This is a genomic window from Clostridiales bacterium (genome assembly GCA_018333995.1).
Lineage (GTDB): Bacteria > Actinomycetota > Coriobacteriia > Anaerosomatales > SLCP01 > JAGXSG01.
The window spans coordinates 1-25,923 of the sequence record JAGXSG010000029.1 but is presented as its reverse complement, the minus strand read 5'-3'; the positions used below and the strand labels follow the sequence as shown (position 1 = coordinate 25,923).

Sequence of the window (25,923 nt, the reverse complement as noted above, 5' to 3'; positions counted from 1 at the left end):
GGCTAGCCGCTCCTCAGGCGACCCCCAACTCAACAAGTACCGACTTGACCTTGCTTTCGATCAAGTCGCGAACCGCTCGGAACTCGTCGAGGGAGAGCTGCTTGGGATCCGGGATGCTCCAGTCCTCCCGCCGCTTGGCACGGACCATTGGGCAGGCATCACCGCATCCCATCGTCGCCACGAAGTCATACTCCACATCCGGGATCTGAGCGAGCGATTTGGACGCATGGCAACCCAGGTCGTACCCCAGCTCCCGCATCGAATCAATCGCCTTCTGGTTAATCACTCCGGATGGTTGCGAACCCGCACTGTAGGCTTCCACGCCCGTCCCGCCATGAATCCGAGCGAATGCTTCGGCTATCTGGCTTCGGTTAGCATTCTCAACACAGACAAACAGCACTCGCTTGACGGGAAGCGTCATGACCGCGCCCCTCTCGTGTTGGCCCCCCGACAGCAATTGGGCTCTCGGATGCAACGGCAGGTCAGCACTGCCAAACCCGCGCCAAGCGTAGGCCCAACCAGATAGACCCACAAAGCATCCAACTGCCCGGACACCAGAGCGGGCGCAAGCGACCGCGCAGGATTCATCGACGCTCCAGACACCGGCCCGGCGAAAAGGGCTCCTAGTGCGACGGCCCCGCCAATGGCAATGCCCGCTGTGATTCCCTTTTCTTTCGCCCCGGTCGTGACAGTGAGGATCACGAACATGAGCGTAGCGGCAAGAAACACCTCAAGTACCAGGGACTGAAAGACCGATCCGCTCGGCAGTGTGCCCCCGAGACCAGAATGGCCGGGAAACAGCAAGCGAAGCGTGATACTCGCTAGGACTGCGCCGATGACTTGGCTAACAACGTATGGAGCAACCGCATGTCCTGGAAATCGCTTCGCCAGGAAAAAGCCTGTCGTCACGGCGGGATTCAAGTGGGCGCCGGATACGTCCCCGACGGCAGCGATCATTACGAACACGATCAACCCAAACGTTACTGCGATGCCAACATGAGTCACGGCACCACCGCTGAGGTCATTGATGACGATAGCACCTGTGCCAGCAAACACCAGGCAGAAGGTGCCAAAGCATTCGGCGGCGAGCTTCTTCGTGATTGGGAGCTCCATGTGCCTGCCTTTTGATGACGCTGTCCAACGTTTCTTGAGATGGGCTGCAACATAGTATCTTCATCTCCGGGTTCGCCTTCCCAGAGTAGCAGCACGAGTTCGCCGGTGCTGCTCGACGACCAGAGCTTCAACGTCCTTGCCCGCCAACGGACAGGAGTCTCAGCGAACCTCGTTGAGCGCAAGGCTCCGAAGCGTAGAGCGTCCGCTTCCCACCTCGGCAAGAATGAAAGGGATTGCGGGAGTCCCCAAGGCCGTCAACCAGGCGTTCTTCTCTTCAGGGCTAGCGTTGCTCTTGGCAATCTTGGATACCTCAGAAGGTATGCGTCCAAGAGTTGGTCGTATCTCATCGCTTGCCCTCAATCTCTTGCAGCAATCGATCTCGCTCGTCCGGGGTGAGAACTGCAAAGAATGGCGAGCTGCGGCGCAGTCGATCGGCGCGTGAACTCCTCGATATCAGCAAGTCGCGCAATCGTTCTCCCGAGTAGGTCTCTAGCAGCTGTCGCCACTCGCCAAGGTCGCTGTTTGCGGTGCCCTGCCCCTCATGCAGGAGCATGTTCGTATACTGCAGGGCCCGACGGGCGAGCGAGAGATCTGACTTCATCATGTCTGCGATGGCCTGGGCCATCCTCCAGGAGCGCTCAACCGACTGGGCATATGCCTGTGCGCCGGGGGACCGGTCACGGACGACCTCTTCACCGGGACCCCAAATCAGGGCGGCATCCGCGGGAATCGGGGGGCTGTCGGCTCGCGTGAAGGCGTTGATTTCGATGATGATGTCGAATCGCTTCTCGGTCGGCATCAGGCGGGTGCGGAGTTCGGGTCCGATCCATCCGAGCGCCTTGGCGTCCACCACGACATCGAGTTCGAGCGAACGCGTAGCGGGGTCTGAGCACTCGCTCAACCAAGCGTTCCGGACCTCCGGCATGCCTACAGCCTCGCGCAGACTCCTGAACAGCTCCTCGTACTGCCGCTGCTCCTGCTGGAATAGCTGATTCAGTAGAGGTGTGAAGAAGCCGTCTCCTGTTGGACCGTACTTCTGCGCCCGGCCGGTCCCCACGCGCACGACTACACCCACTCCTGCGAGGAGCTCGAGCGCCTTCCGCGTACCGGTCGTTGACAGACCCGCCATTCGAGCGGCATCGGTGACACTCACTGGTCCGCCAACCTCGTGAAGGACTACCCGCATCAGGCGAACGTTAGCTGCGGAGCCAAGCACCACGTCAAGCGGATATTTCAATCTGCTGCGCTGGACTCGTGGGGGGCGCATGGAACACTTCCATTTCTAATTGACAACTATAGTTATCAATTGCACACTATAGTTAGACAATCGCGATGTGTCCAGCAGATTGTGTCAAGCTCTTCGGCACCTCCGGGCCAAACGCTCAGCACGAAACCTGTTCCAGTTCGGTGAGGACGCCTCGTTCCATCCCTAGAACGCAGCCGCTCAGCCGCTCGATGTCCTCACGGATGTGGCTTGCCAACCCGGGAACCCCCGGGGCGTGTGGCTGCTTGCGGGCATGCGTGTGCTTGTGACGGTCTCGCTCGCGACCGCGATGCTCGCGGGGTCGGGCATGTGGCAACACGCCGAGATCGTACTCGCATTCGTGATTCTACTGTCTGTATGATCGCGAACTCATCTTTCACAACACTGATTCGAGACGGAGACGGGAAGGGAATACTTTACCGTCGCGGACTGTTGGGGAGGTCCTCCGTCTATCTTCCGCTTACTGAGGTTCATGTGTTTCAGAGTGAAGTCCGTCCGTGGGACCGCTGGTTGGGTTTGCACCGCACCTCGCTTGACTACTTCGCTGGGGGAGCTCGCAGGCTCTTGGCGTGGCAGACGGCGAGCAACGACATTGTCATCCAGCCAGAGGCGGACGCCGCTTAAGGGGAAATGAGTTGGACGAACAACTCCCTTGAGTACGCCTTGGTGAAAGTCGCACGCGAACAGCTTGGAGGGAACTAGATTGATTGAGTTCAAATCGGTGTCGCACTACTACGGTGAGACACCAGCGCTCAATGACGTCAGCTTCACCGTTCCAGACGGCTCCATCACCGGCTTGGTTGGGCCGAACGGCGCGGGGAAGACGACCGCCATGAAGATCCTTATGGGCATCATCCGGCCGTGCAAGGGATCGGCCGCTATAGACGGGAAACCATTTCGCGATACGTTCCTTCCGATGTCGAAAGTCGGAGCTTTGATCACACCGGAGTGGATTCCGAGAGATAGAACGGCAATGAACGTCTTGTGTGGGCTTGCGCTCACCCACGGGATACCCCGACAACGTTGTCGCGACCTGCTCGGCTTGGTGGGCTTGGGCGATGTCGCGAACCGTCAGGTCCGCACCTTCTCCCTCGGGATGCGACAACGGCTGGGAATCGCGACCGCACTGCTCGGGGAGCCGACCCATCTCGTACTCGACGAGCCCGTCAACGGCCTGGATCCCGAAGGCGTCGTATGGGTGCGACAGTTCCTGAAAGACTACGTCAACGAGGGGCGATCCGTGCTCCTTTCGTCCCACCTGATGTCGGAGCTTCAAAACACCGCAGATCGCGTCGTAATCCTGTCCGAGGGTCGAGTGGTCGCGGACGATGCGATGAACTCGCTATTGGCTTCGGCGTCCGACGAATCGGTTTATGTGGAAGCCGACGATATCGAGCGGCTGATCAAACTGTTGGGTCTCGAGGGGTACGCGGCGCTCCCCCGCGAACGAGGCGCGGTCGTCTCCGGGGTGACCGCGCGTCAGATATCGGCCGTCGCTTTGCGTGGGGGCGTGCTGCTCGACCGGCTGGAACCCCGGCAGGACACTCTAGAGGACGTCTTCTTCGGCCTTACGGGCGAAGATGGCCGTGACGCGAGGGCGGTGGTCTAGGTGGCGACTTCGGAACGGCCCGAAACGGTGAAACTGACCTATGTTCGGGTCATGGCCGCCGAGTGGTTGAAGCTCAGGACGCATCGCGGCTTCGCCTGGGCTACGGTAACGGCTGTAATCGTGTCAGCCTTGATGTCCGCCCTGGGTGGATATCTGGTGCGAGAGGATTGGACTAGGGATCCTGCCGGAGCCCTTACTCTCGCGACGAGCGCGCCTTCGGTAAGTATCGCCATCACCGGCCTCATATTCGGCCTGGGTCTGTGCACTTGGATTACTAAGGAGTTCGTCAGCGGCTCAAATTACCTCACACTCATGGCGGTTCCCCGTCGGCACCTCGTGTTCTCGGCGCGGCTCGGATTGACGATTGCCCTGTCCGTGATCTTCGGCGGGGTCACGGCTTTGATTGGATCCGTTGCGGCACTACTCTTCTTCGGATCCGACCGCATGACGCAGGTCGTCTCCGAGGGCGCCTTCTGGGCAAACGCCGCCATGACTGTGCTCGTTTGCGCTTGCATGATGCTTCTATATTTCGCCGCAGCGACCCTAACCCGAAGGAGCCTCCCGGCAGTGGGCCTCATAGCGGTTCTGTTCTTCGTGATGCCGAACATCAGCGGCGCTGTCTCGCTTCTGGATGGGCCTCGTGTGCTATCGATTCTTCTGGGCTACTTCCCAGGCAGTCTCGTCTCGCAGTTGCTCACGGTGCCGTCCGATGGAGTGACCTCGACGCTCACCCCTCTTACGGCGGCCGTACTGTTGGTGTCCTGGAGTGTGTTACTCGTGATGGTGTCGGCTCGACGCTTCGCACGATACGAGTAGGCGGAGCGAGTGCCACACAGATGAATGGTTCACGGGTGAACATCGAGGCTAGGGGGAGCGAGTGACTTGGGACAAAGGACGGGGCATCCTGCAATACCCGGAATCGAGTCCCACGCTCACTGGTCGCGAGACCCAAGTGCTTCGTCGGCTTGTGGGTGGTCAGACGAACAAACAAATCGCCAATGAGCTCGGCATCACACCTAAAACCGTCGAGTTCCACGTGTCAAAGCTTCTCAAGAAACATGCAGTCAGCAGTCGCTTCGAACTGACGGATTCACTCAGGCGTTGAGCGAGGATTCGGAGGACGAGCCATGCGCCGAGGCGACCGGTCTCGGAACCGTGGGCAGGGTCGCGCTCAATCCGGGTCAAACGCTCAGCACGGGACCTGTTCTAGTTCGGCAAGGACGCCTCGTTCCATCCCTAAAACGCAGTCGCTCAGCCGCTCGATGTCCTCTCGGATGTGGCTTGCCAACAAGATGGTCACCCCCTGCGCCTTGAGTCTCTCGACGACTCCGTGCAGCATCTCAACGCCATCAGTATCGAGCCCGCTTGTCGGCTCGTCGAGGAGCAGCAGCCGCGGACGCTCCATGAACGCTTGCGCTATCCCCAAACGCTGCTTCATGCCGACGGAGAACTTGCGGACCTTCTTTCGTGCAACGTCTTCAAGACCGACCACGCGAAGCGCCTCTAAGATCTCGTCTCGGCCGATCCTGTTCTGGATCGACGCGAGCACGCTTAGATTCTCGTAGGCTGAAAGCGAGCCCAGGAAACCGGGCTTTTCGATCAGCGCTCCGAGGTCCGGGGGAAAGCGCTTGTTCGCAACCACCGGAAAGCCGTCCACGACGATCTCGCCGGACTGCGGGATTACAAGACCGGCGATGCACTTGAACAGCATGCTCTTGCCCGAGCCGTTGCGGCCAACGATCCCGATCACCTGACCGGCATGCGCCTCTAATGAGACGTCTTTGAGTATCTGGTCTCCTTTGAGCGAAAGAGAGACGGAACGAACAGACAGGAACGCCTCACTCATAAAAACTCACTCCCTCGTGTCGTGATGTGGCTCGGACGCAGCAGACGGAAGATGATGACAAACAGAGCAACTATGCCGAAGATCGAAACTAGCAGCGAGAGGATGTCGCCGTGCCCTGCTATCAGAAAGTAGCGGATTATGTTGGGAAGGTCCGCGTGGTTGAAGGCGAGGTTAGCGAAATGGTACGCAAGCACGCCGACAAAAGCGTACCCGGTTCTCAGGCCCAACATGCTCAAGCCGAGAAGCACGAGCGCTAGATGCAGGCCGTACGAGGCGAGTAGCAGCGAAGCGAGAAGCACTGCTCCTCCCTGACCTGGGTAGATTGCAACCAGGAACGCGAAGGGCACCGCGCCATAGACAAGCAGACAGACCGCGGCGACGGTGCCAAGCTTGCGTCCAAGCCACGCCGAGAAAGATCTGTGGCGTAGCGCCTCGAGGTGGAACCGCGACCCGGCTTCTGTGCTCCAGTAACCACCGGCTCCGATAAGACCGATCGCGGCAAACCAAAGCCAGAACAACAGGAGCGGCATCGAGAAGTAGTCCGCCACGTTGGCGACATAACTCTCGAAAATGTTCGGAGAATAGACGAAAAGCGTGACGTAGGGTGCCATGCACGAGAGCGCCTGCAGCCCGACGACGGCTAAGAGTAGCACTCTGTGGTTCCTAAGTTCGGTGAGAAGCGCCCTCATCCCACGACCGCTCTTTGCTGCCCGCGCCAGCCGGCCACGTTGAAGATCACGAAAGATGACAAGAGGTAAAGGTACGAGACCCAGTACGGGAATTGCACGCTCCTTGAATCAAGCGCGATGTGCATCTGCGGCGAGAAGAACCAAAGTATGGCGGCGGCACTTCCGAAAGGCACGAGGATAAGGAGCCAGTACGCAGCCACAACGATGAACGTGAAGGCCGGGTGTTTGATGTAGTGGGCGAGCGCCGCAAAGAGCGTTCCGGCAACGACAAAGGCGAGCACGAGCAACCCCGCCTGCAGGAGCGCAACGGTCCAGGGCCGTTTCGTCTCGACCAGGTAATCGTTTGCCACACGGTAGTAGTTGGGATCGAGGCTTCCCTCGGGACTTGCAGCCACCGCGCGCGTGACCTCAACGTACTCAGCCGTCCAGTTATGCACGGATAGCTCCCTGCCCGGGGCGATGAGGGCGACAGCCACGAGAAGGACCGTGCCCAAGAGCAGAGCTGAGAGCTTGGCGATGGCAAGAACCTTTGCTACCCAAAGCTCCGTGCGCCCGCCCCCTCGCACCGCCACCAGGCGCTCCTGCTCACTCTTGTTTAGCATCGGCACGATCACGAACAGCAGCGGGATGAACAGACCCCAGGTCGTGTACAGGACGTTGCTGCCGAACACGTGCAGGACACTCTCGATGACGCCGAGTTCGATACCAGCCTGCGAAAGGAAGAACGGCTCGTCAAGGCTGACCATGACCGTGTAGAAGAGCGCAGCCAACACAGCGATCCAGCTGACCGGGCTGCGCAACGCGCTTCGTACGTATATCTGAGAGATGGCGCCAGCAGGTCCTCCCACCTCACTCCTCCTTGGAGCGGAAGAAGCGGAAGTACAGCGTGAGGCTCACCGCCCAGAAGACGGCATACTGTGCACCCACGGACCAAGGGGTCGCTTTGCTGTTCATCGAGGGGTCCCACATCATTGCCGGATTGAGGAACGCGAAGTCGGTGTTCCCGAGCAGGATCGCCGGGATCATCAAAACGGCGAACGGGATGACGTACGCGTAGTACGGGTTCCGCAGCAGGGTCGAGGATGCGAGTCCAACGGTGGCGTACGTCGCGCCGAAGAGAAACGAGACCCCCACCAGCAGCCACATGTGGGTCACCTGATCAAGATAGACGCTCGAACCGATGAAAGGTCTGGGACCGTTGATGTCTTCGATAAGCGGGTATCTCGCCTGAAGCCAGAGCCGCGCGGCGGTCATCGGGACCGCCAAGACGAGACCGCCCGCAAGAGCGTTGCTCAGCAGCCGCACCACCTGATAGCGCACGGTCTCCGCTCGCATGAGGATACTTCGCGAGAAGCCCTCGTTGCGCTCGAGCGCGTACGACGACGCAAAAGGCACGACTGCCACCACTGCCGCCAACACGGATGCGTATCCATTATAGGCGCGGAAGTAGAGATAATGCGCGCCCACCTCATCGCCCCACGGAAGCTCCGGGCGGATCCACCAGAACAAAGCTAAAACGACGAGCACAACGCCCATGAAGAACGGTGCGGCAAGCACCGATCGTCGGATCTCTGTCAACCACCACCGCACAGGTCTGCCCCTCCCCTCATGTCATGCTCCACCCTTGGAATGCCAAGTAGGATTTGTGCATGCTACGACGTAAATTGCCACGCTTGGCGATGCCTCTTTGCGGGAGCCTCATTGGGCGTGGCTCCCTACGTGAATCTCATAGACTCGCCCCCCTGCGTAGTCTACTGAGCGACCCCCCGCCGCCTACACTTAACGGGAGTCTAGGCGCGCCACAGCACCACGTCAATGAGACGCGAGCGTGCCATCGGCATAGGCGGTTCCGGCTGCTCCGCTCCAGCTGAAGGAGCCGTCAGCTGCTTCCACCTGGGCTCCTTCCCTCGAGGAGATAGCAGCCTCGCGTCACGCGCTCTGACGCAAGATCCTGTCCATGGCCTTTCCTCGTGCGAGCTCATCAATCAGCTTGTCCAAGTAGCGAATCTTCTGCATCAGCGGATCGCCGACTTCTTCGACCCTAACACCGCACACCACACCGGTGATAAGCGAGCTGTTCGGATGCATGGATGGTGCTTGCGCGAAGAAGGTCTCGACGTCGCTCCGCTGTTCGATGTGTCGCTCTAATCCCTCATGATCGTAGCCAGTCAACCAGAAGATGATCTGGTCGACCTCGTCCTTCGTACGGCCCTTCCTCTCCGCCTTCTGAATATACAGCGGGTAGACCTTAGCGAATTTCATGGCTATCAGACGATGCTTAGTCAAGGTCATCCCTCTCTTGCGTGCCTGCCTGTGCAGACATATTCACTGCTTGGCCGACCCTATACGTCCTGTATGACGAGTATGGTGTCCGCGACTTCGACGGGCAAATGCTGCACGCAACACCAGTTCAACCCAAACGGAGCCGATGCCGGTACTGCCTACAAAGCGCGGCAACGGTCGGAGCTCACTCGATTTCGGGTAAGCTCAACATGATCGCCTCGGAAGTTGATCGCTCGGCGGCTATGTGCATTGTGTGCGGGACGCCCCTCGCACCGCTCAGCCGGTCTACACTTGGTGCAGCAGCCGGACAAGCGGCGAGTCCGGCGGATGACGCGCCCGCTCTCACACGCGGGGGCACGAGTATCGGAGGAATCAGATGGCCTTTGGAAGCATCTTCGACAAGATCAAGGAGGCCGCTGGCGGCGCGCTCGGAAACATTGGCGAGATTGCGACGACGGCAGCCGAGTCGGCCGGCTTGGGCGACGTGGCCACGCAGGCTACCGAAGCGCTTGGCGGCGTAACGGAGGGCTTGGGCGGCGTTACCGACCAGGCTACCGAAGCGCTTGGCGGCGTTACCGACCAGGCTACCGAAGCCGCGACCGGTCTCACCGACACGCTCACCGGCGGCAAGTAACGCGAACCCGGTGGCGGTGTACAAATTGCCAACGGTCGCCTGACAAGGAGGAATCTCTTCTCCCATACAAGAGAGCGATTTCGGCCCGAGGCCGCCGAGGTCAGGCTGGCGGGAACTCGAATGTCAGCAGCCAGTACTCACCGCCATCGGTGTCAATGAACGTCCTGCGCCGACTGAATCCGGCCTTCTCGTACGCCCGGACAGCGCGCGTGTTAGCCACCGAAGTCGCGAGGATGATCATCGCGGTGCCGCCCTCCACCAGTCGTTCGCGCAGTACCACGAGCGCACGGGTACCGATGCCCTGACCCAGGTAGTCGGTCTCCCCGATGGCTATGTCGATGTCGGTCACGTCATCGGGGACATCGAACAGGCCGGCGGCGTCGAGGTCTGAACGACTGGGAGTCTGCCAGCGGACGTAACCGACGGGGGCTCCATCTGCGGCGATGATGGCTTCGCCTCCCCCGGCCGGGGGCACCGACAGCTCCTGTGCAGCCTTCTTAGGGTCGCCCCACCAGCGGGAGACATGAGGCTGGTGCAGCCAGGACGCCACAAGAGCGCCGTGACGCTCGGGGCAGTATGAAACGAGTTCGACGTGGTGACCGCCCGATTCCACCATAGTCATCCTTCGTGCTGATCAGGACCCGAATCTACCTCACGCGGCGTTGTCGGGTTGACACCCGGGTGAGCCATTATCTCCTTGGCCGAGGCCACTGCGGATCGAATCACCTCGATGACCAGGCCCGGCTCGCTGATCTGTGGGAAGTGGCCGCTCTTGCTGGCTATGACGTGCGCACCCAGCGGCGAAAGAGCGACCAGCCCCTCTTGATTCCGGGCGCGCGCAGCCCGGACCGCGGAGGGGATACCTCGAGCCGATCTGCCTGCGCTGACTACTATGACTGGTACCGGCGGGAAGGTGCACGCGCACGCGATCATTCCCACGGTCTCCTTGACAAACATCGCCTCGCATAAACGGTCTCGCCCAAGTACTGCGTCGACCACGCGCTGCGTGAAGCGCTGAAGGACCGTGCCGTGCTCGTCGATCAGCGTGGAGTCTTCGGGTGCCGCGGAATCCAAAAAGACAACCGCAGCAACCTCAGATGGATACGTGCGGGCGAACAGGTTGACAAACAATCCGCCAAGGGAGTGGCCTACGAGAACGTAGGGAGGGTGCAGGTCCAGCTCCTTAAGCAGCGTGTGAAGCAAACCGACTACGACGTCTCCGGTCTGCGGTTCCGAGTGCTTGCTGCTTCGACCGATGCCGAGCCGGTTGTACGCTACGACAGTGCTGACCGCCTCGAGAGCCGCAAGCACCCGAATCCAGCCCTCCAAAGGGCCTCCCGCACCGTTGACGAGAACGATGGCGGGCGCACCGCTGCCAGCGACGACATACTCGACTGCCGAACCCTTGACCGTGGTGACGCGCTTGTCCACGAACCAACCGCCTACTGCTCGTTGGAGTTTCTCCTCTGTCCGCCCTCGTCGACCGCACGATGGCGGATCAGCTCATGAAACCTGGCTTGAGGCAGGCACACCCCTGTCGTCCGAGGCACCGCGGTCACCGCACCGACAGCTCCCTGATGGTGTTGACCACGTCCTCTGCGTGTCCGTCAATCTTCACATACGGCCACACGTGGGCGACACGTCCTTCAGGATCGATGAGGAACGTGGATCGCTTCGCGGCTAAACCGAGCACTGCTCGGGCACCATAAGCGCCGATGACCTGCTTGCCGGTATCGGAAACCATCGGATAGGTCAGGCCGTACTTCTCGATGAACTTGATCTGTGACTCGGGCTTGTCTGCGCTCACACCCACGACCTGGGCGTTCAGGGACTTCAGCGCAGGCAGGTGCGCCTGGAAGTCCTTCGACTCATGAATTCAACCCGGTGTGTTGGCGCGCGGGTAGAAGAACAACACCACCCACTTTCCCGCGTGCTCTGCAAGAGAGAAGTGCTCGCCCGTAGCGGTCGTCGCATCCACCGGAGGAGCGACGCTCCCGACGCCGGGCATGCCCTTGCTACCCTTCATCTTGGTCCTCCGGTCCTGAGGGGAAGGTGGCGCCGCCACTTCTCAGTGTAGCCGAGCGCTCCGACACGATGCGCGTGCTAGAGCGACGACGAGGCCTCACTCCGAGTGGCTGGTGGCAAAAACGGTGAGTACATCATGCACGCATCGTTCACCGCGACCAGCTGCTCCGACTCGTTTCCTGACAATCGGTCTGTGGCGATACGCCACAGCTCGTTGTGGCGAACATAGAGTCCGGGAGCGTCGTGCGTGATTCTATGAGCCCGCTCTTCTATGCGGTAGTCGCAGGTAGCGGGACGACTTGAGGTCCAGCTGCCCTCCAGATCCGTTTCTGTGACTCGAATCGACAAAACGTATGGCGCATCCGTGTCGTTGAGAATCTGCAAGTCGAGGGCGGGCCAAGCACACGTGGCGCCGCTTCCGAACGGCTGTGTGCGCCCCTGATCAGGGAAGACATCGTAGCTATGCCGCCATCTTTCGGTCACGGTAAGCGGTGTAAGAAGAGTCATCCAATACAGCAGGTTCGTCGCCTGGCATAGGCCACCCCCTACACCGACAGAAAGCGCTCCCTGCTTGAGAACAAGCCCCTCAACAAACCCGCGGCGCCGGGTGGGAGGTCCGACCTGCCTCCAGAATGACAACCATTGTCCTGGTCGCAAGACGAGACCGTCCAAGGACCCTGCCGCGAGACGCAGGTTCACGATCTTGTTGTGCTGCAGACGTGGCTCAAGCCCAGCCAGCGGCCGAATAAGGGGAGTCGAATGCGTCGCGATGACGTGGACGAACGGCCCGGAGCGCTCGGACACAAGTCGCCTGCCTACAGCGGCCCACTGGAGCTCACGTCGGCACCTTCGAACGGCGGGGCCGGCGATACGAGCAAGCGCCTGCCGAGCAAGCGCTGGCGCATCGACTCGACTTCCCATCCTTGGACCCCCAATGCCGTTCGCCCTAGATCTTGTGCTTCAGCCGCGAACGAGCAGCTTCATGTCAGTCTAGCGTGTGAATCCGACACTCGCTTCAGGCCTCGCATACTACCTTGACAGTCATAGTAGCTTGACAGAGAATATGCCTGAAGGGAGGGTGCCCAATGAGCGACGCGCCAATCTCAAGTGACCTGATCCGCGGCCATATCGACACTATCGTCTTGGGGCTGCTGAACACCGGAGACCGCTACGGCTACGACATCTGCAAGCGAGTGTCCGCGCTTTCCGATGGCGAATACGAGCTGAAGGAACCCACGTTGTACTCGGCCGTGCGACGCCTCGAACCGCAGGGCTTCGTTCGATCGTACTGGGGCGAAGCGGGTCCGGGTGCGCGACGAAAGTACTACACGATAACCGAGAAGGGTCGTGCAGCTTATCGTCAGAACCTGGATGACTGGAAGCGTGCGCGTACACTGATTGATCGCCTGGTGTCAGGCACGGAGGAGGAGGGGTGATCGTGGAGGCAATAAGGTACTACGTCAAGGGCGCCTTCCAAGGCGTCAAGGAGACACCGCAAGTTCTTGAACAGCAAGAAGAGCTGATTGCGGACATATCCGCTAAGGTTGAGGACTTGGTGTCAGAGGGCAAGACACGCGAGGAGGCTTTAGGGGCGGCAATCGCGTCCATGGGCGAGTTGTCCGCTCTCGTAGACGAGTTCAGGGCCGAGCAAGAAGCCCTGAACCTCAACGCAGACGCTCCCCTGGTGCCAACGGTCGAGGTGTACTCAGGGAGCCTGGAATTCCATACCGCGGCGATAACCACCGGGGTCGTTGCTTTCCTAATGCTGATGTGCACGGCGGTCGGAGCGGCTACAGACACCATCCGTGGCTTCGTCGGCGTCGTCCTGCTCGCCCTCCTGGCTGCCGCTGTGTGGTGGCTACGCGAAACCTACATACGATCTGTGCCGCGCTGGAGTGAAGTTGAGACCAGGGTGCTCGTCCAAGGAGGAAGAGTACTCAAGTCCATCGGTCTTGCCGCGGGGCTTGCCTTCGGTGCGGTCTTCTTGAACGTAATCTTCCAGTCAAACGACTTCTGGTTCTGGCCACTATGGGTCGCAGCAACCGCACTGCCGATCCGGCTGATGGTGGAGTGGTTCGCGATACGACAGGGCTGGTTTCTCGTCCAGGATGCAGCTCTGACGAAGGAAGTCGACCAGTTCGCCTAGCCTAGATCGGGCGCACGCCTGCGGTCATACCGTATCGAAGCCTGTCCCGAGATCGAGCCTATCGAGAGCGAGAATGTCATCAGCCATCTGCTGGACGTACTCGACAAGCTCTGCGACATCCGCGGATAGAGGCGCGATGAACATGAAGAACGAGCGGACGGCCACGCCGCATCTCGAGCAGAGAATACCTCACACGGCCGGTTTGTCTACGATGCGCTTGTTCGACCGGTGCAACCAGAGCCCCGGCGGCGACTCGCCCGTCTCGAAGGGTACCTAGAATAGGAGACCCTCGACGAACGGAGTCCACTGTGAAGCCAGGTCTGCGTTTCCTCGTCACATCCACGACGCTTGCATGCGTCATCGCTCTGACCGGATGTGGCGCGGCCCAACCCAGCGAGCCAGTACCGAGTGCTGAGCCGTCGGCACCGCAGGCTGAAACGACTCAACCGACTGGCACTGTCGGCGCGCCAGAATCCGTCAACTTACTCGATGAGCTCAAAGCTGCGAACTATACGGATTGGACTCCCGCACCTGGCAATGAGTCGCGAGTGGCCGCCAAGGGCCCACATGGGGATGAGGTTCAGATTCTGCTCGACCCGACCGCGGAGAAGGGTCTTGCGAGCGGCGGAGACAGATGGCCGCTGGACTCCATCATCGCCAAGGACATCTTCCGGGACGGCGAGCTCATCCAGATCGCGGCGATGAAGAAGACCGCCGACGGCTGGTACTGGGGCGAGTGGGACGCGCAGGGCAAGCCGATCGCCGAGGGGATTGCGATAGAGCCCTGCGAGGGCTGTCATGCCAGCGGAACCGACGGCACTCTCGGGGTAGTCCTCAAGTAGCGGCGCCAACCGCGCGGCGAGCTCAGAAGGCACCCTGTCTCCGGACTCGTCCGTCATGCGTTTGAGCACGACGATGATGTTCAGGAACAGCCAAGGTTGCTCCTCGAATCGTCTCAGTGCACCTAGTTCTTTGGCGTCAAGCTGCGCCGCGCCGTCACGCGCTTACTTGCCGAAAGCAGCTCACGAGGCGCGGTGTCGTGGAACCGCATGCACTCCTCGGCAGTCGAGTACTCTTCCCGTCGACCATGTTGTCGACGGCGTCCTGCACCAACGTACGGTCTATCCGCGGACTCATATGGTGGCCCGCCCTAATCCGAGCGAACCTCCATGGGGTGACCGCAGCACGTTACCGTCAGCTCGCACTCGGAATCGTGGGTGCAGCTGTCACCCGAACACGTGCGCCTCACGACTAACTCGATGTCGCAGTCCTCACACGGACACACAAGGACATCTCCATCTTTAACATCCATGGCTCGCTCCTATTCCTCTGCGTCGAAACGTTATCGATGAATTTACCCACTGCTGGCACCGATATTAACCCAGTCGAGATTCATCACCTTGTCCCACGCCGCCCCGCAGTCGTGCACGAACTTCTCCTTCGAGTCGTCACGGGGCATGCACCTCGGCCAACGCCCTCGAAAACGTCTCCGTCCTCGGCAGTCAGGACACCACAGTGATCTCTTTGGGGGAGGGCGGACGCCTGGCAGATTTCGAGATGAACGATACGTGCGCCGCCGGTACGGGCACGTTCCCTGCAATGGTGGCGCTCATCACGGAGAGCTTTGACGGTGAGGTTCGCGTCCTGCCGAGGCGCAGATATTTGGCGCGTATGGGGCGGCGTTGAGCTGAGATGCTGGAGCGCACAAGTGATAGGGGGATTCGAATGGCAAAGACAATACTGATTACCGGCGACACCCTGGGAAGCGCAGACCCGGAGTTGGGCCGCATCCTGATGCGCAGCTTCCTTGTGTCGCTCGCACACGAGGAACGGGCGCCAGCAGCGGTGATGCTGGTCAACCATGGCGTGCGGCACGTGCCTCAAGCATCTCAACCTCGCCGATGGACTAGTGGTGGGCACGGCGGGCGACATGCCATCTCTCGTCAAAGCCGCGTGTGGCGCGGACGACATTGTTACTGTGGGCTGAGGTTGCGGCGGGCGTGACACCGGGCACGCGTCTCACCTGCATCGCGTCGGGCAATCAAACATCCACTTCGTTGAGTTCAACGCTCTTGCGCGTAACCCGCGCACCAAGGCCCGGCGAGCCTTAGAGCACGCTTAGCTTGCTTGCCTTGGTTTGGTTTGTCGTGATTGACGCGCTTGTCACGCAACCAGCAGTCGGGCGAGCAGCACCACGTCGACCGACTCGCCATCCGAGACAATCGCGTGCCGACATAACCCCTCGCGTTCGAAACCCAACCGTTCATAGAGCGCGATGGAGCCCGGATTGTTCGCCCATGCCCATGCCTGGATGCGTGAGACCCCCGCGGTCGGAGCCCAAGCGATCAGTGCCTCGACGAGCGCCGTACCGATTCCGTGTCCGCGGTGGGACGAGGCAACTGAGAGTGAGAAGGTGTCGGCGTGACGCTCTTCTTCGAGCGAGCCACCGACAAACTCAATCAGACCTACGATGCCCCCCTCCGCAACCGCGACAAGCAACGTCGAGTTGTCCGGCACGAGGCGCGAGCGGATGAAGGCGCGCTCCTCTTCCAGCGTTGGATCAGGGCGCTTGAAGATTCCGGGCAGACCTTCCGCGAAGAGGCGAACCGCGTAGTCACGAAGCACTTCGGCATCCGCAAGCGTCGCGGCACGGATCTGCACTTGGACTAACCTCCCCGCTGGTTTGCCAACGTGTAACGCATGGGCAGACGCGTATGCGCTCTCGGGTCATTGTAGCTCGCGGCGTTCTGCTGTTGCTTGTTCGGTGTCCCCAAGGAAGAGCCGTAAAGACGACCATCTTCTCGAGGCCGCCGGGCCGTCGTTCTAACGTCTGCGAGTTGAGCCGCGAGCGAAGCGAGTCCGGTTGATCAGTATATTCTGCGACACATCACCCTACGTGTGGGCGGCCCGAGCGGCGGAGCCCGACTTGGCCCGCGCCGGGTGCTTCGCCCCGTGCTGAGTCGGCCGCACCGTGACCTCGACTTCGCAGTCCATTGCTCCCAGAAGGACGACGAGCTTGTCGACCGACTTGCTGCGATTCTTCACGTCCAGCAGCCTCTGAATCTGGGCCGGAGATGTCCTCGCTCGCCTGGTGATCTCTCGTTGCGACAGCGGACTGGTCTTCATGCACTCTTGTGCAGCGATGGTCAGTTTGTAAAGAAGCAGATCACGCATATAGGCGGGGTCTTCATTGTACTCGAGAACAGCATCGACGTGGACGGAGCCCTCAGTACCGGATTCCAGGATATACGTGAATGCTTCACGGCCGAAGTCCTCGTCAGCGTAGACCTTCACAACGGGATCGTCCTTACTTGGAGCAGGATCGACCTTCGAGTAAGGCATCGGAAAGTCGCCCTTACTCAACGTGACCACGAAGGCCCGCTTGTGGTTGTTCGTCTTGACTCGCCTTATCTTCACAACAGACCCTCCTTCTCCAACTCTTCAATCAAGTTCCGAATCCGCCGACTAGCCGAGCCGACCATCTCGCGCGAGTTGTCTAGATCCCACTTCACGACCAGCGCACCGTCCTTGTAGACGTGTACGTGACGCGGCGAGTGGTCACCCTTCCACGCGAGAAACACGTATCCGCCTCGCTTCAGCTTTGGCATCGGCTAAATGTTACCTTCCCCGGTAGCAGAATTGCAAACCACATGCGCGCCCAGTCCGCAGAACGGGTTTGGGCATAACCTGCGGCACGCCCGAGAGCGCTTCCCGTTCGAGTCTACCTGACGAGGCATGCCGCCTGCGCTAAGGATGCGCTTCCATGAAAAGGACGCGGGCAACGGCGAGCCACGCCCGGCCCGACTTGCCGAACATGCCGGTGCCGGGAAAGCGCAGGCATTCGCGGGGCGGGCAGATTCGGGATACGGTTCTTGGCCGTGGTGCGCTGCGCGACGAAGCGCCACCGCAGCCGCACCAGGTTGCGCAACTCCCGTGTCGTCTGCGGGGGCGCGCCCTCCTTGAGGACCTCACATGCGGCATCCATCACGCAGTACTAGGTGCGCCCTTGTGGACGTCGAGCCCGAGATATCAGGTTGGCATCGGCGCTTCTCCTTCCTGTCGACGCTGGACACGACGACAGTGTGGGTGGAGCGTCCTTTTCATGCCATCTTGTTAGGCGGGCAAAGTTCGAGTTCCGCTTGATGCGCGGGTTGTGCGCCATACGCCGACGCTTCGTCGTCCCGGACGTAGGCGACACCGCTCTCATCGAGCCACTCGATGGCGATCCGCGCGAGCGCTTCGACGCGATAGCGGTACCAAGCCTGCTGGATCCCGCGCCGGTGGACCACGTCCTTGAAGAACCGGAACGCCCCCCTGCCCCGAAGCGAGTCGGCGAGTTCGTCTTGCAGGTCAGTGTCCTCCACCGAGCGGGCGAACCTATCCATGATCGCCCACTCGTGGATGTCGAAGCGGGTGGGAAGCGCGAGCCACTCCTCCGACTCGAGGATCTCCCGGATCCTGTGCAGACCGCCTTCGAGCCAGTCAGGGATGACGTCAGGGTCACCGTCCTCTGCTGCGGAAACCTCGTCGTCCCGAAGGGAGCACAGCTCGCCGGTGGCCCGATTGAGGTAGGCCGTGGACTCGTCGGTGAGCGCATCGAGCTCCTCGACCACGGCGCGAAGGGAAACTGCCCCCGCCATCCCGACCCCCATATCGATACCCCGTAGTGCGCAGAACGTGTAGCGCATGAGCTGCGCACCGCGTGCTTACAGGTCGATTCTACCTCGTGCGCGCCAGCTTGATGCGCTTGTCACGCCGACGCCCTGCTCGCGTACATCACGCCGATCACACCCTCAAAGTCGACATCTTGCGTCCAGAGCGTAGCATCGAAGGCTCGGGCAGTCGTCAGGATCACGCTGTCCGCCATGGGCAGCTTGAGCTCAAGGCTCGTTCTAGCCGAATCGAGCGCGAGCGTGCCACTCAGTTCAACGACGTTGCCCCGCTGCATCTGGGCCACAGCCGCGAGCGCCTCGCTCTCACCACGCTGGGCGGCGACTCGCTTGAAGACCTCGTGGAGGGTGATCGAGGGGACGACAAGATCATCGGTCGCCTCGATAGCGGCGGCGAAGAAGTCCGCGTTCGGTCCGGCGGAGAAGTACTCAAGCCATGCCGAGGAGTCAACGACGTTCATACACGATCGCCCTCACGGGGCACGGTCGTGTCGATGCCGGACAGAAAACCCCGCATCTCCCGAACGGGACGCACAGGCACAAGCTCAACCCGTCCGTTGTACTCGATCGCCTGGATCTTCTGGCCGGGCTTGAGCCCGAGGCTCTCCCGGATACTCTTGGGGATGACCACCTGGTACTTGGGCGAAATCGTTACAGTCGTCATGACAGCCTCCTTGTCGATGCCGATATCGTACGACGATATGCATATCGATCGCAATATAGGGGATGCATCGGGTGGCCGTTCGGACTAGCGCGTGGTGGATGAGTTGCAATACGCCGCGCGCCGCGCGTTCCGGCCAGAGACCGCCTCACGAGGCGGCGCACTGCCCGCTCGATCCGCTTGTTCGACATGATCTGCTTCCACGCAGCTCAGTAGGTTCCGAAGATGTCAGTCACATCACGGCCGTCGGCAGTGCGGAAGACCGCGTCCAAGTCCAAGCCTTCCGGCCCTGCGCTTGAGGGCACGACTACAGCGAAGTAACTGTCGATCGGTCCCTCGAAGACAGTGCGGCCTGTCTTCGTTTTGAGACTGACAGTCAATGCGTCGGCCTCGTTTTGTCCGACAACGTAGACCACCGGCGATTCGCCCGCGGCGGGATTGTGGCTCGTGACGCGAATCGAGTAACGCGAGTCTGCACCCCTGAGTGGGTCGCTCCAGCCAAGTTTCGTGTAGCGACCAGGAAGAACCCGCTTGAACTCCGCGTGCTGGTGCACTTCAGAGGCGCCCTCGCCCGACTTCGCGACGAGCACCACGAAGTTGCCCGAATCGGCGCGTGCCACAACGGACCCGGCTGTCATGCCTGAGATCGCCTCCTCGTAGATAGCGCTCTCGCTCAAGGTGCCGGACAGAACCTGCGGAACGATCAGGCCGAGCGTCAGCACAATCGTCACGGACACCGGGAGCCACGCCGCCAGCAGAGGCTCGCCCTTCGTGTCCGAGCCCGCAGCATTCATCAAAGCCGCTAGACCCGGCAGACGCTGCGCTGAACGCTGCAGCAGCAGGAACACCGAGTAGCCGATGAGGGCTCCGGCGACGTTCAAGAAGACGTCGTCCACATCGGTGGCCCGCACACGGGTCGGGAGCTGCAGGACCTCGATCGCGATTGAAATGAGTGCCACACGCCACGCAAGCGCACCGGCAGAACGCAGCCTCCGGAACAGTAACGGCAGCAACAGGCCGAGTGGTACGAACATGACGATGTTGCCAGCGATGTTCTTCAGGGCCGTGGCCCGATCAGTCTGTTGCACGAGCTGCATGATGCTGGCGAACGGCACGAAACTGAATCGGCCATGCCAGTCGTAGAAGTGGATGCTCATTGGGAAGAACGTGACAACCGACACAGCGACCAAGTACATGAAGAGGACGGCCACCACGCGCTCTTTAGTCGCGCCGCCGCCCGACGAACGCCAGCGCGCGATTCGCCACATGCCGAAAACCAAGCACGCGATAGCGACGAATCCCCCTGCTCCGATCGAGACCACGATTCCCCTGCCTGGTCTATATCGAACGTTCTATGGCGTAACCCGCAACGCCTACGCCCGGTCCCTACCCGAGTCTACCTCACACGGCGTTGTCTGGTTGACGCCCGGGTCAGGCAGCAGTCGAGCGTCTTCAGCAGCGCCATCCGCAAACCGTGACCGGACCACGGCTACAAGTCGCCACACCCCGAAGCCAAGCAGCGCGCCAGCGGTGTTGAGAATGACGTCATCGATATCGATCGACCGCCAGCCGATCAGGGCCACCTTCTGGAGCAGCTGCAACAGCTCGATCCCCACCGCGACACTCAACGCGAAGGCTAGGAACGCCCGCAGGTTACGAAGTCGAGGGATAACAAGCGGGGCGAGCACACCCAAGGGAATCAGGAGCGCGAGATTGCCGAACAGTTGAAAGACGGCGGTTGGAGGAGCATCCGCCGAAAGCTGCGCGACGACCGTTCGGAGCGGCACGAAGTTGACCGACTGCTGCCAGTAAGGCCAGCTGGACAGGTACATCTCGCGCATCACGGCGTCGAATCTTACCGGCAGCAAGGACATGTCGATGGCAAACAGGACATAGCCGACGAACACGGCCTCGAGCAGCACCCGGCGCCATGGCACGCGAAGAGCGATGCGCACGGCTGATGCGATAACGACCAGCAGGCTGCCGATTAGCGGGAACCAGGTACCCCCGAACAAGTGCCCCCCTGCTCAGACAAGCGTGTGCTACTTTTAGGACTTCACTGGCTGTCTAACGATGTGGCGCATAAGCTGCGCACCGCGTGCTAACAGGTCGATTCTACCTTGTGCGCGTCGAGTTGACGCGCATGTTAGCGAGTCACACCGTCCGGGGAACAACAAACACACGATCCCGATGGGAAGGCGGACACGATGACCAGGTTCGAGAACGATGACGCCAAAAGCCACCCCGTGGTGCTGGAACTCGGCGCAGGCACCTACTACTGGTGCAACTGTGGCAAGACGAAGACCGTCCCGTATTGCGACGGCTCACACACCGGAACAGGCATCGAGCCGCTTGCGTTTGAGATCAACGAGCCGGTGACCTCGGCAATCTGCAACTGCGGGCTGAGCGCCAATCCGCCGTACTGCTCCGGCGCCCACGTCGAGATCGAGTAGCCCGGCACGCCTTGAGGTCTCACTAACGTAGTAGCGCATAAGCTGCGCAGCTTGATGCGCTTGTTCGATTCACGCGGCGGACGCTACTGAAGGCGATTGCCCGCGAACTCATCGCCCATCAACTGCCTTAAAGGCGCGAGCACATCTGAGTCCAGCGCAGCCGAGTCCTCCACCTGCTTCTCGATGTACATGACGATCAGGTCGCCGCGCATGAAGAAGTGCGGCATGCCCACCCATTGCACCATCGCGATCCCGTCACCCGAGTCTGTTGGCACCGTCGAGCCATCGGGGCTCACCTTTGACGCGGCCTTCGATGCCTCATCGGGCGATTCGAACTCGAAGAAATCGATGCTGACCTCATCCGCTACTTCGAGCACCGTGCGCTCGCGCGAACTGCCGAAGATCGAGACATCGGTTGACTCAGGCTCCTGAAGCTCGATGCTCCCGACCCGCAATCCGCTCGCCTCAAGCGCCTCGCGAATCTGATCCGGAGTAATCTTGCCAGCTCCGACCGACGCGGGAGACGCAGGCTCGCTGGTGGGGCCGGTTGGCTCGAGACTGACCGAGCCCGACGGGGAACAGGCGACTGCGAACGCCATCGCAAGCACAAGAACTGTGAGCGCCCATGGCTTCATCACGACACCTCCAGTCCGATGATCGCCTAACGTCTGTGAGATGAGCTGCGAGCGAAGCGAGTCAGCTCGATCTCATTGTTGAGCACACACTACACCAAGCACACGCCCTCTATCTCGCTAGTGATGGAACCCAGAAGCGCTTCGATCAAGTCAGTGCTTTCGTCAGAGTCGCCGTAACCCATACAAACGGTCAGCGTGCTGCGGTACGTACTGACGACCGGCACGATGCTCGTCCCGATAGCGATCGGTCCGAACATGAACCCGGCGTCCGGGGCGACTCCATCGAACAGAAGCTTCGTGTCATCTACGATGCCGACGTTCGTGAACCACGGATAGGTCTTGTCTGTTGCGCCCCCTGCTCGAAATGCAAGTCCGAGCAGACGCTCCGTGATGCCGTACCCAAGTGCCGCAATCCTCTCCGCGCTCGCGAGCGGACCTGCGCCGTGGCACATCTCTGCCCAGCGCTGCATCCTCCCGTGCACCCGTCGCAGGGTCTCCTCGAAGGACTCATCGTTGACCCGCTCGATGTCGAGGGAACCCGAGATCGAGACGTTGGATATCGGGAGCGTGGCAGTGTCCGATAAGTAGCGCCGAAGATCAGCGGTGTACATGAGTGAGAGCGGCACGCCAACCGGAGGGTCGAGCCGCGAGATGCAGGAGCGCAGGATGGCGGTAAGCATCATGTCATTCACGGTGCAGCCGCGGTCAGTTCCGTAGGATTTCAGCGCATGGAACAGCTCAGGGCGCAGTGCAGTCCACCGATACGTGAGGCGTTCTCCGGCATCCGCTGTATTCGGCGCGGGCCACGTGGGGCTGGTCCACGACTTGGCCTTCTTGGCTTCGCGTCGTTGCGTCGAAGTCAGGCTCGCCCATACATCGCGCCCACTGGGACGCTCCCGTAGGTTCGGTTCCGGGGTGAACGACGGGTCCGCCCCCAACCGGGTGTAGATGTCGGCAAGGAGATACGCATATTGTTTCGCGGCCTGTCCATCGGCGAGAACATGGCTGACCTTGATGCCGACGACATCCCGCTGGGCTGACCGGAAGAGTGCCACGGTGGCCTGTGGTCCTTCGTCTGACACCTCAGCCACCTGGAAGGAGCGCATCAACTCGTCCGGGTCCGAAACGCCCTCCTTCACCAACAGCTTCGCACCGTCGAGATCCGACATACGCTGCCAGTACGCCCTGCGTTCGTCGGTCCGGAACGAGCAGCCGACCACCGGCTCGGCGTCAAACGACAGGCGAAGTGCTCGTGCAAGGCGAACCGGGTCGAGGTGCCCCGACTGGAACGACAACGACACACCGATGCGATGGTTGACCGCGGCACGCGTAATCGCGATTGCGGCGTCCGCACCGGTGGCGATGAAGCGCGTAGGGATCTCCGACATCCGTTCCCCCAGTCCCCTGCCTGCACCCTCCGCATGTTGTGTCAACGTGTTGGAGATAACCTGCGAGCGAAGCTGTCAGGTTGATCTCCTTGTTGAAAAGCCCTCGCAGCAACCTTAGTCCGATCTCACTGCAGCGGCAGCCAGCAGTTCAAGCGGCTGGAACACCGGAATCGTCGCCTTCGTGAAGCCCGTTGCATCACGGGTGACGATGGCACCACAACCAGCCGAGTGCGCGGCCTCATGGATCACGGCGTCCTCATAATCCGCGAAGCCATTCGTGTCCAATGCTCGCTGCAACACGTCGCGGTCAACCGCTGCAACCTGAAACAGGCCGAGGAGTGTGCGGAGATGTCCGTGAACGGCCTTCTGCCCCAGTGCCTTGGCGCCGACGTAGTACAACGAGGTCGCGGCCGTTGCGCAGATGTAGCCATCTATTCGGTCGTTGTCGACCAGCGCCACCAACTTCTGGGCCACTTCGACGTGAGGGTCTCGCTCGAGCAGGACGTCTAGCAGGATGTTGGCATCGAATAGCACTCTCACCGGTACTTCTCCTCCAGGTAGCGGCGATAGTCTTCCTCTGTGACAGTCGAGCCCTTGAACGCCCCCCTAAGGGATCGGACACGCGGCGAAATCTCCGTACCGGGGATGTCCGCATCCGCATCCATCGCGGAAAAAAAGTCCGCCACGAGCTGGGAGACGGACTTCCCCGAGCGGTCCGAGTAGCGCTTGGCCTTGCTGATGAGCTGGTCGTCCAGCCGGAGTGTGAGTTTGGTGTTCACTGTGCGCCTCCAAGACGTACCGACGATGGCATAAGTGTACGTCATCTGAGTGGACGAAGCAACGCCCGGCGAGCGGTTCCACAGGGTCTTTCCAACGATGCAGCGCATAAGCTGTGGCGCGCCCATGCGCGGCCCCGAGCCGAGGATACCTCACGAGGCGCGCCATCTGCTGATGCGCTGATTAGAGCCACGCCTATCACTCGTAGTGGCTCCACATCCGAAGCACCTTGACGACCTTCTCCTCTTCAAGCACCTGGTAGACGAGCCGGTGTTGGATGTTGATGCGACGCGAGTACGCGCCACTCAAGTCGCCGACGAGCGTCTCGGATCGCGGCGGTGTCGCGAACGGATCGTCCTCAAGCACCGCCAGCAGCTCTAGGGCCTTGGGCTTCAGCCCGGCTGCGGCAAGCAACTTAGCGTCCTTCTGAGCGGCCTTCGTGTATACGAGGCTCCAAGTCACCAGTCGAGCTTACTGCCGAGCTCGCCGGTGGGCGTAGCCATACCCTTCATGATCGAGTCGCGCATGCCGGGGATCGAGACGAGATGCAGAGTCTCCTGCACCGCACGCCAGTCGTCCTCGCCAACGAGGAACGCATTGCCGCGCCTGCCGGTGATCTGGATCGGCTCGTGGGTATCCTGGACCTCGTCGACGAGGCGGTAGAGCGACTTGCGGGCCTCGGTCGCAGTGATGCTGATCATGACGGCTCCTCTCTTACGTACGACATAGCGTACGCTTTGAAACGAGTTCCGTCAACGTCCCGGCGTTGGCTCTAACGTTGATGCGCATAACCTGCAACGCAAGCGCTTCTCTTCCGCAGTGTAGCGCCTGGTTGTCAGGTAATGCGCTTGTTCTACGCACCATCTCCATGTTTAGTGTGTAGCCTCTGGAGGATCTGGCTCTTTTGGGGAGGGGCGCAATGAAACCCATTCGAATCATCGCCATCGCGCTACTGTCGGTCGCGCTCATGACTTCAGTCGGCTGTGCGAGAACCACACCGCCGGTGGACCGCGAGGAGATGCGGGCCCTTGTGCGAAGCGACATCGCGCAGGTGATGAGCGACATAGCTGCGGCCGAGAAGGCCAACCCCGCGATCGCCCTCAGCTCCAATCCCTTCACCTATGCCGAGATATCACCTGCACTCGACCGGTTGGTCGCGCGGGGTGAGCCTGCGCTCGAGTCGATCGCCGAGGAAATCGAGGACAGCCCTGAGAACGGACTGCGCGAGTACCTGATGGCGATTGCTGGCCAGAGAATCATGGGAGCCGAGAAGACGATCGGGACTTGGTCCACTGCCAAGGAATGGGCGCGGTACTACCGAACCAGCAGGTAGTGTTCGGCACGCGCTTGGTTGCGTAGAGCGTGTTGCGCATGAGCAGACACCTGCGCGCTTGCTTCCGAGAATACCGTACGCGTTCGGCTCGATGCGCTTCCATGAAAAGGACGCGGGTTGCAAGTCATGGTCTTGAACTCCGTTCTTGATCGGTCATGGACCCCTCGGGCCAGCAGTCCTCATCTTCGACGGCTTCGGAGAGCCAAGCTTCCATTCGCGCTCTTATGAGGTTCGGCGCACAGATGGGCTATACGGCGGCGAGGAGGCCTAATCTTGTTACCGGGGATGGACTCTCCCCAAGCGCATTGCAGGTCTCTCCTCTACGCCGCCCGATACACCTCCTCCTTTCGCAGGAGGGTCCAGGACAGTTCTAACAGCACGCGGGCCGCGGCCACGA

General features: G+C 60.9%; 38 protein-coding genes and 1 pseudogene. 11 read left to right on the top strand and 28 right to left on the bottom strand.

Features of this window, described 5'->3' with window-relative positions; genetic code table 11:
* Positions 1 to 13 precede the first annotated feature (13 nt).
* The 3 genes from KGZ40_08380 to KGZ40_08370 form a co-directional block, all read right to left on the bottom strand.
* Positions 14 to 421, bottom strand: a complete 408-nt coding sequence (locus tag KGZ40_08380; protein MBS3957525.1) for an arsenate reductase ArsC — start codon at positions 419 to 421, stop codon at positions 14 to 16.
* The gene (locus tag KGZ40_08375) at positions 418 to 1,113 is read right to left on the bottom strand and encodes an aquaporin (protein ID MBS3957524.1); all 696 of its coding nucleotides are present in this window, start codon (positions 1,111 to 1,113) and stop codon (positions 418 to 420) included. The genes KGZ40_08380 and KGZ40_08375 overlap by 4 nt, the downstream gene beginning before the upstream one ends.
* Positions 1,114 to 1,456: 343 nt before the next feature.
* Positions 1,457 to 2,380 (bottom strand): hypothetical protein, encoded by a 924-nt coding sequence (locus tag KGZ40_08370; GenBank protein ID MBS3957523.1) that lies wholly within the window; start codon positions 2,378 to 2,380, stop codon positions 1,457 to 1,459.
* 429 nt (positions 2,381 to 2,809) lie between these two features.
* Between KGZ40_08370 and KGZ40_08365 the strand changes: the two genes are divergently transcribed.
* From KGZ40_08365 to KGZ40_08350, 4 genes are all read left to right on the top strand, one after another.
* Positions 2,810 to 3,001 (top strand): hypothetical protein, encoded by a 192-nt coding sequence (locus tag KGZ40_08365; protein MBS3957522.1) that lies wholly within the window; start codon positions 2,810 to 2,812, stop codon positions 2,999 to 3,001.
* Positions 3,002 to 3,080: 79 nt separating this feature from the next.
* Positions 3,081 to 3,986 carry an ATP-binding cassette domain-containing protein gene (locus tag KGZ40_08360; GenBank protein ID MBS3957521.1) on the top strand — a complete coding sequence of 302 codons (906 nt, stop codon included), beginning with the start codon at positions 3,081 to 3,083 and terminating at the stop codon, positions 3,984 to 3,986.
* Positions 3,987 to 4,802 carry a hypothetical protein gene (locus KGZ40_08355; GenBank protein MBS3957520.1) on the top strand — a complete coding sequence of 272 codons (816 nt, stop codon included), beginning with the start codon at positions 3,987 to 3,989 and terminating at the stop codon, positions 4,800 to 4,802.
* A gap of 61 nt (positions 4,803 to 4,863) precedes the next feature.
* A complete protein-coding gene (locus tag KGZ40_08350; GenBank protein ID MBS3957519.1) occupies positions 4,864 to 5,091 on the top strand; it encodes a response regulator transcription factor in 228 nt (75 codons plus the stop codon).
* 84 nt (positions 5,092 to 5,175) lie between these two features.
* Here the strand turns inward: KGZ40_08350 and KGZ40_08345 are convergent, their stop codons facing one another.
* The 5 genes from KGZ40_08345 to KGZ40_08325 all read right to left on the bottom strand — a co-directional run bounded on the left by KGZ40_08345 (position 5,176) and on the right by KGZ40_08325 (position 8,807).
* Entirely contained in the window at positions 5,176 to 5,832 is a 657-nt protein-coding gene (locus tag KGZ40_08345; protein ID MBS3957518.1) for an ABC transporter ATP-binding protein, read from the bottom strand.
* Positions 5,829 to 6,485, bottom strand: coding sequence for a hypothetical protein (locus tag KGZ40_08340; GenBank protein ID MBS3957517.1), 657 nt, complete (start codon positions 6,483 to 6,485; stop codon positions 5,829 to 5,831). The genes KGZ40_08345 and KGZ40_08340 overlap by 4 nt, the downstream gene beginning before the upstream one ends.
* Before the next feature lie 32 nt (positions 6,486 to 6,517).
* Positions 6,518 to 7,369 (bottom strand): hypothetical protein, encoded by an 852-nt coding sequence (locus KGZ40_08335; protein ID MBS3957516.1) that lies wholly within the window; start codon positions 7,367 to 7,369, stop codon positions 6,518 to 6,520.
* 1 nt (position 7,370) lies between these two features.
* Positions 7,371 to 8,099, bottom strand: a complete 729-nt coding sequence (locus KGZ40_08330) for a hypothetical protein (GenBank protein ID MBS3957515.1) — start codon at positions 8,097 to 8,099, stop codon at positions 7,371 to 7,373.
* A gap of 351 nt (positions 8,100 to 8,450) precedes the next feature.
* A complete protein-coding gene (locus KGZ40_08325) occupies positions 8,451 to 8,807 on the bottom strand; it encodes a DUF2200 domain-containing protein (protein ID MBS3957514.1) in 357 nt (118 codons plus the stop codon).
* A 373-nt stretch (positions 8,808 to 9,180) separates the two neighbouring features.
* Here KGZ40_08325 and KGZ40_08320 point away from each other — a divergent pair, with 373 nt between their 5' ends.
* Positions 9,181 to 9,438, top strand: coding sequence for a hypothetical protein (locus tag KGZ40_08320; GenBank protein MBS3957513.1), 258 nt, complete (start codon positions 9,181 to 9,183; stop codon positions 9,436 to 9,438).
* A 100-nt stretch (positions 9,439 to 9,538) separates the two neighbouring features.
* On the opposite strand, the gene KGZ40_08315 is transcribed toward KGZ40_08320, so the two are convergent.
* From KGZ40_08315 to KGZ40_08295, 5 genes are all read right to left on the bottom strand, one after another.
* Complete coding sequence (locus tag KGZ40_08315; protein ID MBS3957512.1) at positions 9,539 to 10,051, bottom strand: GNAT family N-acetyltransferase; 513 nt, start codon at positions 10,049 to 10,051, stop codon at positions 9,539 to 9,541.
* A 5-nt stretch (positions 10,052 to 10,056) separates the two neighbouring features.
* Entirely contained in the window at positions 10,057 to 10,869 is an 813-nt protein-coding gene (locus KGZ40_08310) for an alpha/beta hydrolase (protein ID MBS3957511.1), read from the bottom strand.
* A 124-nt stretch (positions 10,870 to 10,993) separates the two neighbouring features.
* Entirely contained in the window at positions 10,994 to 11,314 is a 321-nt protein-coding gene (locus KGZ40_08305) for a peroxiredoxin (GenBank protein ID MBS3957510.1), read from the bottom strand.
* Complete coding sequence (locus KGZ40_08300; GenBank protein MBS3957509.1) at positions 11,315 to 11,464, bottom strand: redoxin domain-containing protein; 150 nt, start codon at positions 11,462 to 11,464, stop codon at positions 11,315 to 11,317.
* A gap of 77 nt (positions 11,465 to 11,541) precedes the next feature.
* Positions 11,542 to 12,384, bottom strand: coding sequence for a VanW family protein (locus KGZ40_08295; GenBank protein ID MBS3957508.1), 843 nt, complete (start codon positions 12,382 to 12,384; stop codon positions 11,542 to 11,544).
* A gap of 164 nt (positions 12,385 to 12,548) precedes the next feature.
* Here KGZ40_08295 and KGZ40_08290 point away from each other — a divergent pair, with 164 nt between their 5' ends.
* Both KGZ40_08290 and KGZ40_08285 read left to right on the top strand, forming a co-directional pair.
* Positions 12,549 to 12,899, top strand: coding sequence for a PadR family transcriptional regulator (locus KGZ40_08290; GenBank protein ID MBS3957507.1), 351 nt, complete (start codon positions 12,549 to 12,551; stop codon positions 12,897 to 12,899).
* Complete coding sequence (locus tag KGZ40_08285) at positions 12,896 to 13,609, top strand: hypothetical protein (GenBank protein MBS3957506.1); 714 nt, start codon at positions 12,896 to 12,898, stop codon at positions 13,607 to 13,609. Before KGZ40_08290 ends, KGZ40_08285 begins: the two co-directional genes overlap by 4 nt.
* 24 nt (positions 13,610 to 13,633) lie before the next feature.
* Here the strand turns inward: KGZ40_08285 and KGZ40_08280 are convergent, their stop codons facing one another.
* On the bottom strand, positions 13,634 to 13,774 hold the full coding sequence (locus tag KGZ40_08280; GenBank protein MBS3957505.1) for a hypothetical protein: 141 nt from the start codon (positions 13,772 to 13,774) through the stop codon (positions 13,634 to 13,636).
* A 143-nt stretch (positions 13,775 to 13,917) separates the two neighbouring features.
* Here KGZ40_08280 and KGZ40_08275 point away from each other — a divergent pair, with 143 nt between their 5' ends.
* Both KGZ40_08275 and KGZ40_08270 read left to right on the top strand, forming a co-directional pair.
* Positions 13,918 to 14,451 (top strand): hypothetical protein, encoded by a 534-nt coding sequence (locus KGZ40_08275; protein ID MBS3957504.1) that lies wholly within the window; start codon positions 13,918 to 13,920, stop codon positions 14,449 to 14,451.
* A gap of 610 nt (positions 14,452 to 15,061) precedes the next feature.
* Positions 15,062 to 15,295: pseudogene (locus KGZ40_08270) on the top strand (hypothetical protein).
* 477 nt (positions 15,296 to 15,772) lie between these two features.
* On the opposite strand, the gene KGZ40_08265 reads toward KGZ40_08270, so the two are convergent.
* The 8 genes from KGZ40_08265 to KGZ40_08230 form a co-directional block, all read right to left on the bottom strand.
* Complete coding sequence (locus KGZ40_08265; GenBank protein ID MBS3957503.1) at positions 15,773 to 16,270, bottom strand: GNAT family N-acetyltransferase; 498 nt, start codon at positions 16,268 to 16,270, stop codon at positions 15,773 to 15,775.
* A 231-nt stretch (positions 16,271 to 16,501) separates the two neighbouring features.
* A complete protein-coding gene (locus tag KGZ40_08260; protein ID MBS3957502.1) occupies positions 16,502 to 17,026 on the bottom strand; it encodes an XRE family transcriptional regulator in 525 nt (174 codons plus the stop codon).
* Complete coding sequence (locus KGZ40_08255) at positions 17,023 to 17,217, bottom strand: DUF4160 domain-containing protein (protein ID MBS3957501.1); 195 nt, start codon at positions 17,215 to 17,217, stop codon at positions 17,023 to 17,025. The genes KGZ40_08260 and KGZ40_08255 overlap by 4 nt, the downstream gene beginning before the upstream one ends.
* Positions 17,218 to 17,709: 492 nt before the next feature.
* Positions 17,710 to 18,297 (bottom strand): hypothetical protein, encoded by a 588-nt coding sequence (locus KGZ40_08250; GenBank protein ID MBS3957500.1) that lies wholly within the window; start codon positions 18,295 to 18,297, stop codon positions 17,710 to 17,712.
* 62 nt (positions 18,298 to 18,359) lie between these two features.
* On the bottom strand, positions 18,360 to 18,740 hold the full coding sequence (locus KGZ40_08245; protein ID MBS3957499.1) for a type II toxin-antitoxin system VapC family toxin: 381 nt from the start codon (positions 18,738 to 18,740) through the stop codon (positions 18,360 to 18,362).
* Complete coding sequence (locus KGZ40_08240; protein MBS3957498.1) at positions 18,737 to 18,943, bottom strand: AbrB/MazE/SpoVT family DNA-binding domain-containing protein; 207 nt, start codon at positions 18,941 to 18,943, stop codon at positions 18,737 to 18,739. The genes KGZ40_08245 and KGZ40_08240 overlap by 4 nt, the downstream gene beginning before the upstream one ends.
* Before the next feature lie 206 nt (positions 18,944 to 19,149).
* Complete coding sequence (locus KGZ40_08235; GenBank protein MBS3957497.1) at positions 19,150 to 20,262, bottom strand: VanZ family protein; 1,113 nt, start codon at positions 20,260 to 20,262, stop codon at positions 19,150 to 19,152.
* Positions 20,263 to 20,313: 51 nt separating this feature from the next.
* Positions 20,314 to 20,955, bottom strand: a complete 642-nt coding sequence (locus KGZ40_08230) for a VanZ family protein (protein MBS3957496.1) — start codon at positions 20,953 to 20,955, stop codon at positions 20,314 to 20,316.
* Positions 20,956 to 21,147: 192 nt separating this feature from the next.
* On the opposite strand from KGZ40_08230, the gene KGZ40_08225 reads away from it, so the two are divergent.
* Positions 21,148 to 21,393 carry a CDGSH iron-sulfur domain-containing protein gene (locus tag KGZ40_08225; GenBank protein ID MBS3957495.1) on the top strand — a complete coding sequence of 82 codons (246 nt, stop codon included), beginning with the start codon at positions 21,148 to 21,150 and terminating at the stop codon, positions 21,391 to 21,393.
* Between the two features lie 83 nt (positions 21,394 to 21,476).
* On the opposite strand, the gene KGZ40_08220 is transcribed toward KGZ40_08225, so the two are convergent.
* The 6 genes from KGZ40_08220 to KGZ40_08195 all read right to left on the bottom strand — a co-directional run bounded on the left by KGZ40_08220 (position 21,477) and on the right by KGZ40_08195 (position 24,894).
* Positions 21,477 to 22,028 carry a hypothetical protein gene (locus KGZ40_08220; GenBank protein MBS3957494.1) on the bottom strand — a complete coding sequence of 184 codons (552 nt, stop codon included), beginning with the start codon at positions 22,026 to 22,028 and terminating at the stop codon, positions 21,477 to 21,479.
* An 89-nt stretch (positions 22,029 to 22,117) separates the two neighbouring features.
* Complete coding sequence (locus KGZ40_08215) at positions 22,118 to 23,416, bottom strand: hypothetical protein (protein ID MBS3957493.1); 1,299 nt, start codon at positions 23,414 to 23,416, stop codon at positions 22,118 to 22,120.
* A 114-nt stretch (positions 23,417 to 23,530) separates the two neighbouring features.
* Positions 23,531 to 23,956, bottom strand: a complete 426-nt coding sequence (locus tag KGZ40_08210; protein MBS3957492.1) for a PIN domain-containing protein — start codon at positions 23,954 to 23,956, stop codon at positions 23,531 to 23,533.
* On the bottom strand, positions 23,953 to 24,195 hold the full coding sequence (locus KGZ40_08205; protein MBS3957491.1) for a hypothetical protein: 243 nt from the start codon (positions 24,193 to 24,195) through the stop codon (positions 23,953 to 23,955). Before KGZ40_08205 ends, KGZ40_08210 begins: the two co-directional genes overlap by 4 nt.
* 196 nt (positions 24,196 to 24,391) lie before the next feature.
* Positions 24,392 to 24,655 carry a Txe/YoeB family addiction module toxin gene (locus tag KGZ40_08200; GenBank protein MBS3957490.1) on the bottom strand — a complete coding sequence of 88 codons (264 nt, stop codon included), beginning with the start codon at positions 24,653 to 24,655 and terminating at the stop codon, positions 24,392 to 24,394.
* On the bottom strand, positions 24,652 to 24,894 hold the full coding sequence (locus KGZ40_08195; GenBank protein ID MBS3957489.1) for a type II toxin-antitoxin system Phd/YefM family antitoxin: 243 nt from the start codon (positions 24,892 to 24,894) through the stop codon (positions 24,652 to 24,654). Before KGZ40_08195 ends, KGZ40_08200 begins: the two co-directional genes overlap by 4 nt.
* 218 nt (positions 24,895 to 25,112) lie before the next feature.
* On the opposite strand from KGZ40_08195, the gene KGZ40_08190 reads away from it, so the two are divergent.
* Complete coding sequence (locus KGZ40_08190; protein ID MBS3957488.1) at positions 25,113 to 25,526, top strand: hypothetical protein; 414 nt, start codon at positions 25,113 to 25,115, stop codon at positions 25,524 to 25,526.
* The last annotated feature ends 397 nt before the right edge of the window (positions 25,527 to 25,923 follow it).

Coding starts and splice junctions, on each gene's coding strand:
- KGZ40_08380 (MBS3957525.1), bottom strand. CDS start 421: ATGACGCTTCCCGTCAAGCGAGTGCTGTTTGTCTGTGTTGAGAATGCT.
- KGZ40_08375 (MBS3957524.1), bottom strand. CDS start 1,113: ATGGAGCTCCCAATCACGAAGAAGCTCGCCGCCGAATGCTTTGGCACC.
- KGZ40_08370 (MBS3957523.1), bottom strand. CDS start 2,380: ATGCGCCCCCCACGAGTCCAGCGCAGCAGATTGAAATATCCGCTTGAC.
- KGZ40_08345 (MBS3957518.1), bottom strand. CDS start 5,832: ATGAGTGAGGCGTTCCTGTCTGTTCGTTCCGTCTCTCTTTCGCTCAAA.
- KGZ40_08320 (MBS3957513.1), top strand. CDS start 9,181: ATGGCCTTTGGAAGCATCTTCGACAAGATCAAGGAGGCCGCTGGCGGC.
- KGZ40_08300 (MBS3957509.1), bottom strand. CDS start 11,464: ATGAAGGGTAGCAAGGGCATGCCCGGCGTCGGGAGCGTCGCTCCTCCG.
- KGZ40_08295 (MBS3957508.1), bottom strand. CDS start 12,384: ATGGGAAGTCGAGTCGATGCGCCAGCGCTTGCTCGGCAGGCGCTTGCT.
- KGZ40_08290 (MBS3957507.1), top strand. CDS start 12,549: ATGAGCGACGCGCCAATCTCAAGTGACCTGATCCGCGGCCATATCGAC.
- KGZ40_08255 (MBS3957501.1), bottom strand. CDS start 17,217: ATGCCAAAGCTGAAGCGAGGCGGATACGTGTTTCTCGCGTGGAAGGGT.
- KGZ40_08250 (MBS3957500.1), bottom strand. CDS start 18,297: ATGCGCTACACGTTCTGCGCACTACGGGGTATCGATATGGGGGTCGGG.
- KGZ40_08245 (MBS3957499.1), bottom strand. CDS start 18,740: ATGAACGTCGTTGACTCCTCGGCATGGCTTGAGTACTTCTCCGCCGGA.
- KGZ40_08240 (MBS3957498.1), bottom strand. CDS start 18,943: ATGACGACTGTAACGATTTCGCCCAAGTACCAGGTGGTCATCCCCAAG.
- KGZ40_08225 (MBS3957495.1), top strand. CDS start 21,148: ATGACCAGGTTCGAGAACGATGACGCCAAAAGCCACCCCGTGGTGCTG.
- KGZ40_08220 (MBS3957494.1), bottom strand. CDS start 22,028: ATGAAGCCATGGGCGCTCACAGTTCTTGTGCTTGCGATGGCGTTCGCA.
- KGZ40_08215 (MBS3957493.1), bottom strand. CDS start 23,416: ATGTCGGAGATCCCTACGCGCTTCATCGCCACCGGTGCGGACGCCGCA.
- KGZ40_08195 (MBS3957489.1), bottom strand. CDS start 24,894: ATGATCAGCATCACTGCGACCGAGGCCCGCAAGTCGCTCTACCGCCTC.
- KGZ40_08190 (MBS3957488.1), top strand. CDS start 25,113: ATGAAACCCATTCGAATCATCGCCATCGCGCTACTGTCGGTCGCGCTC.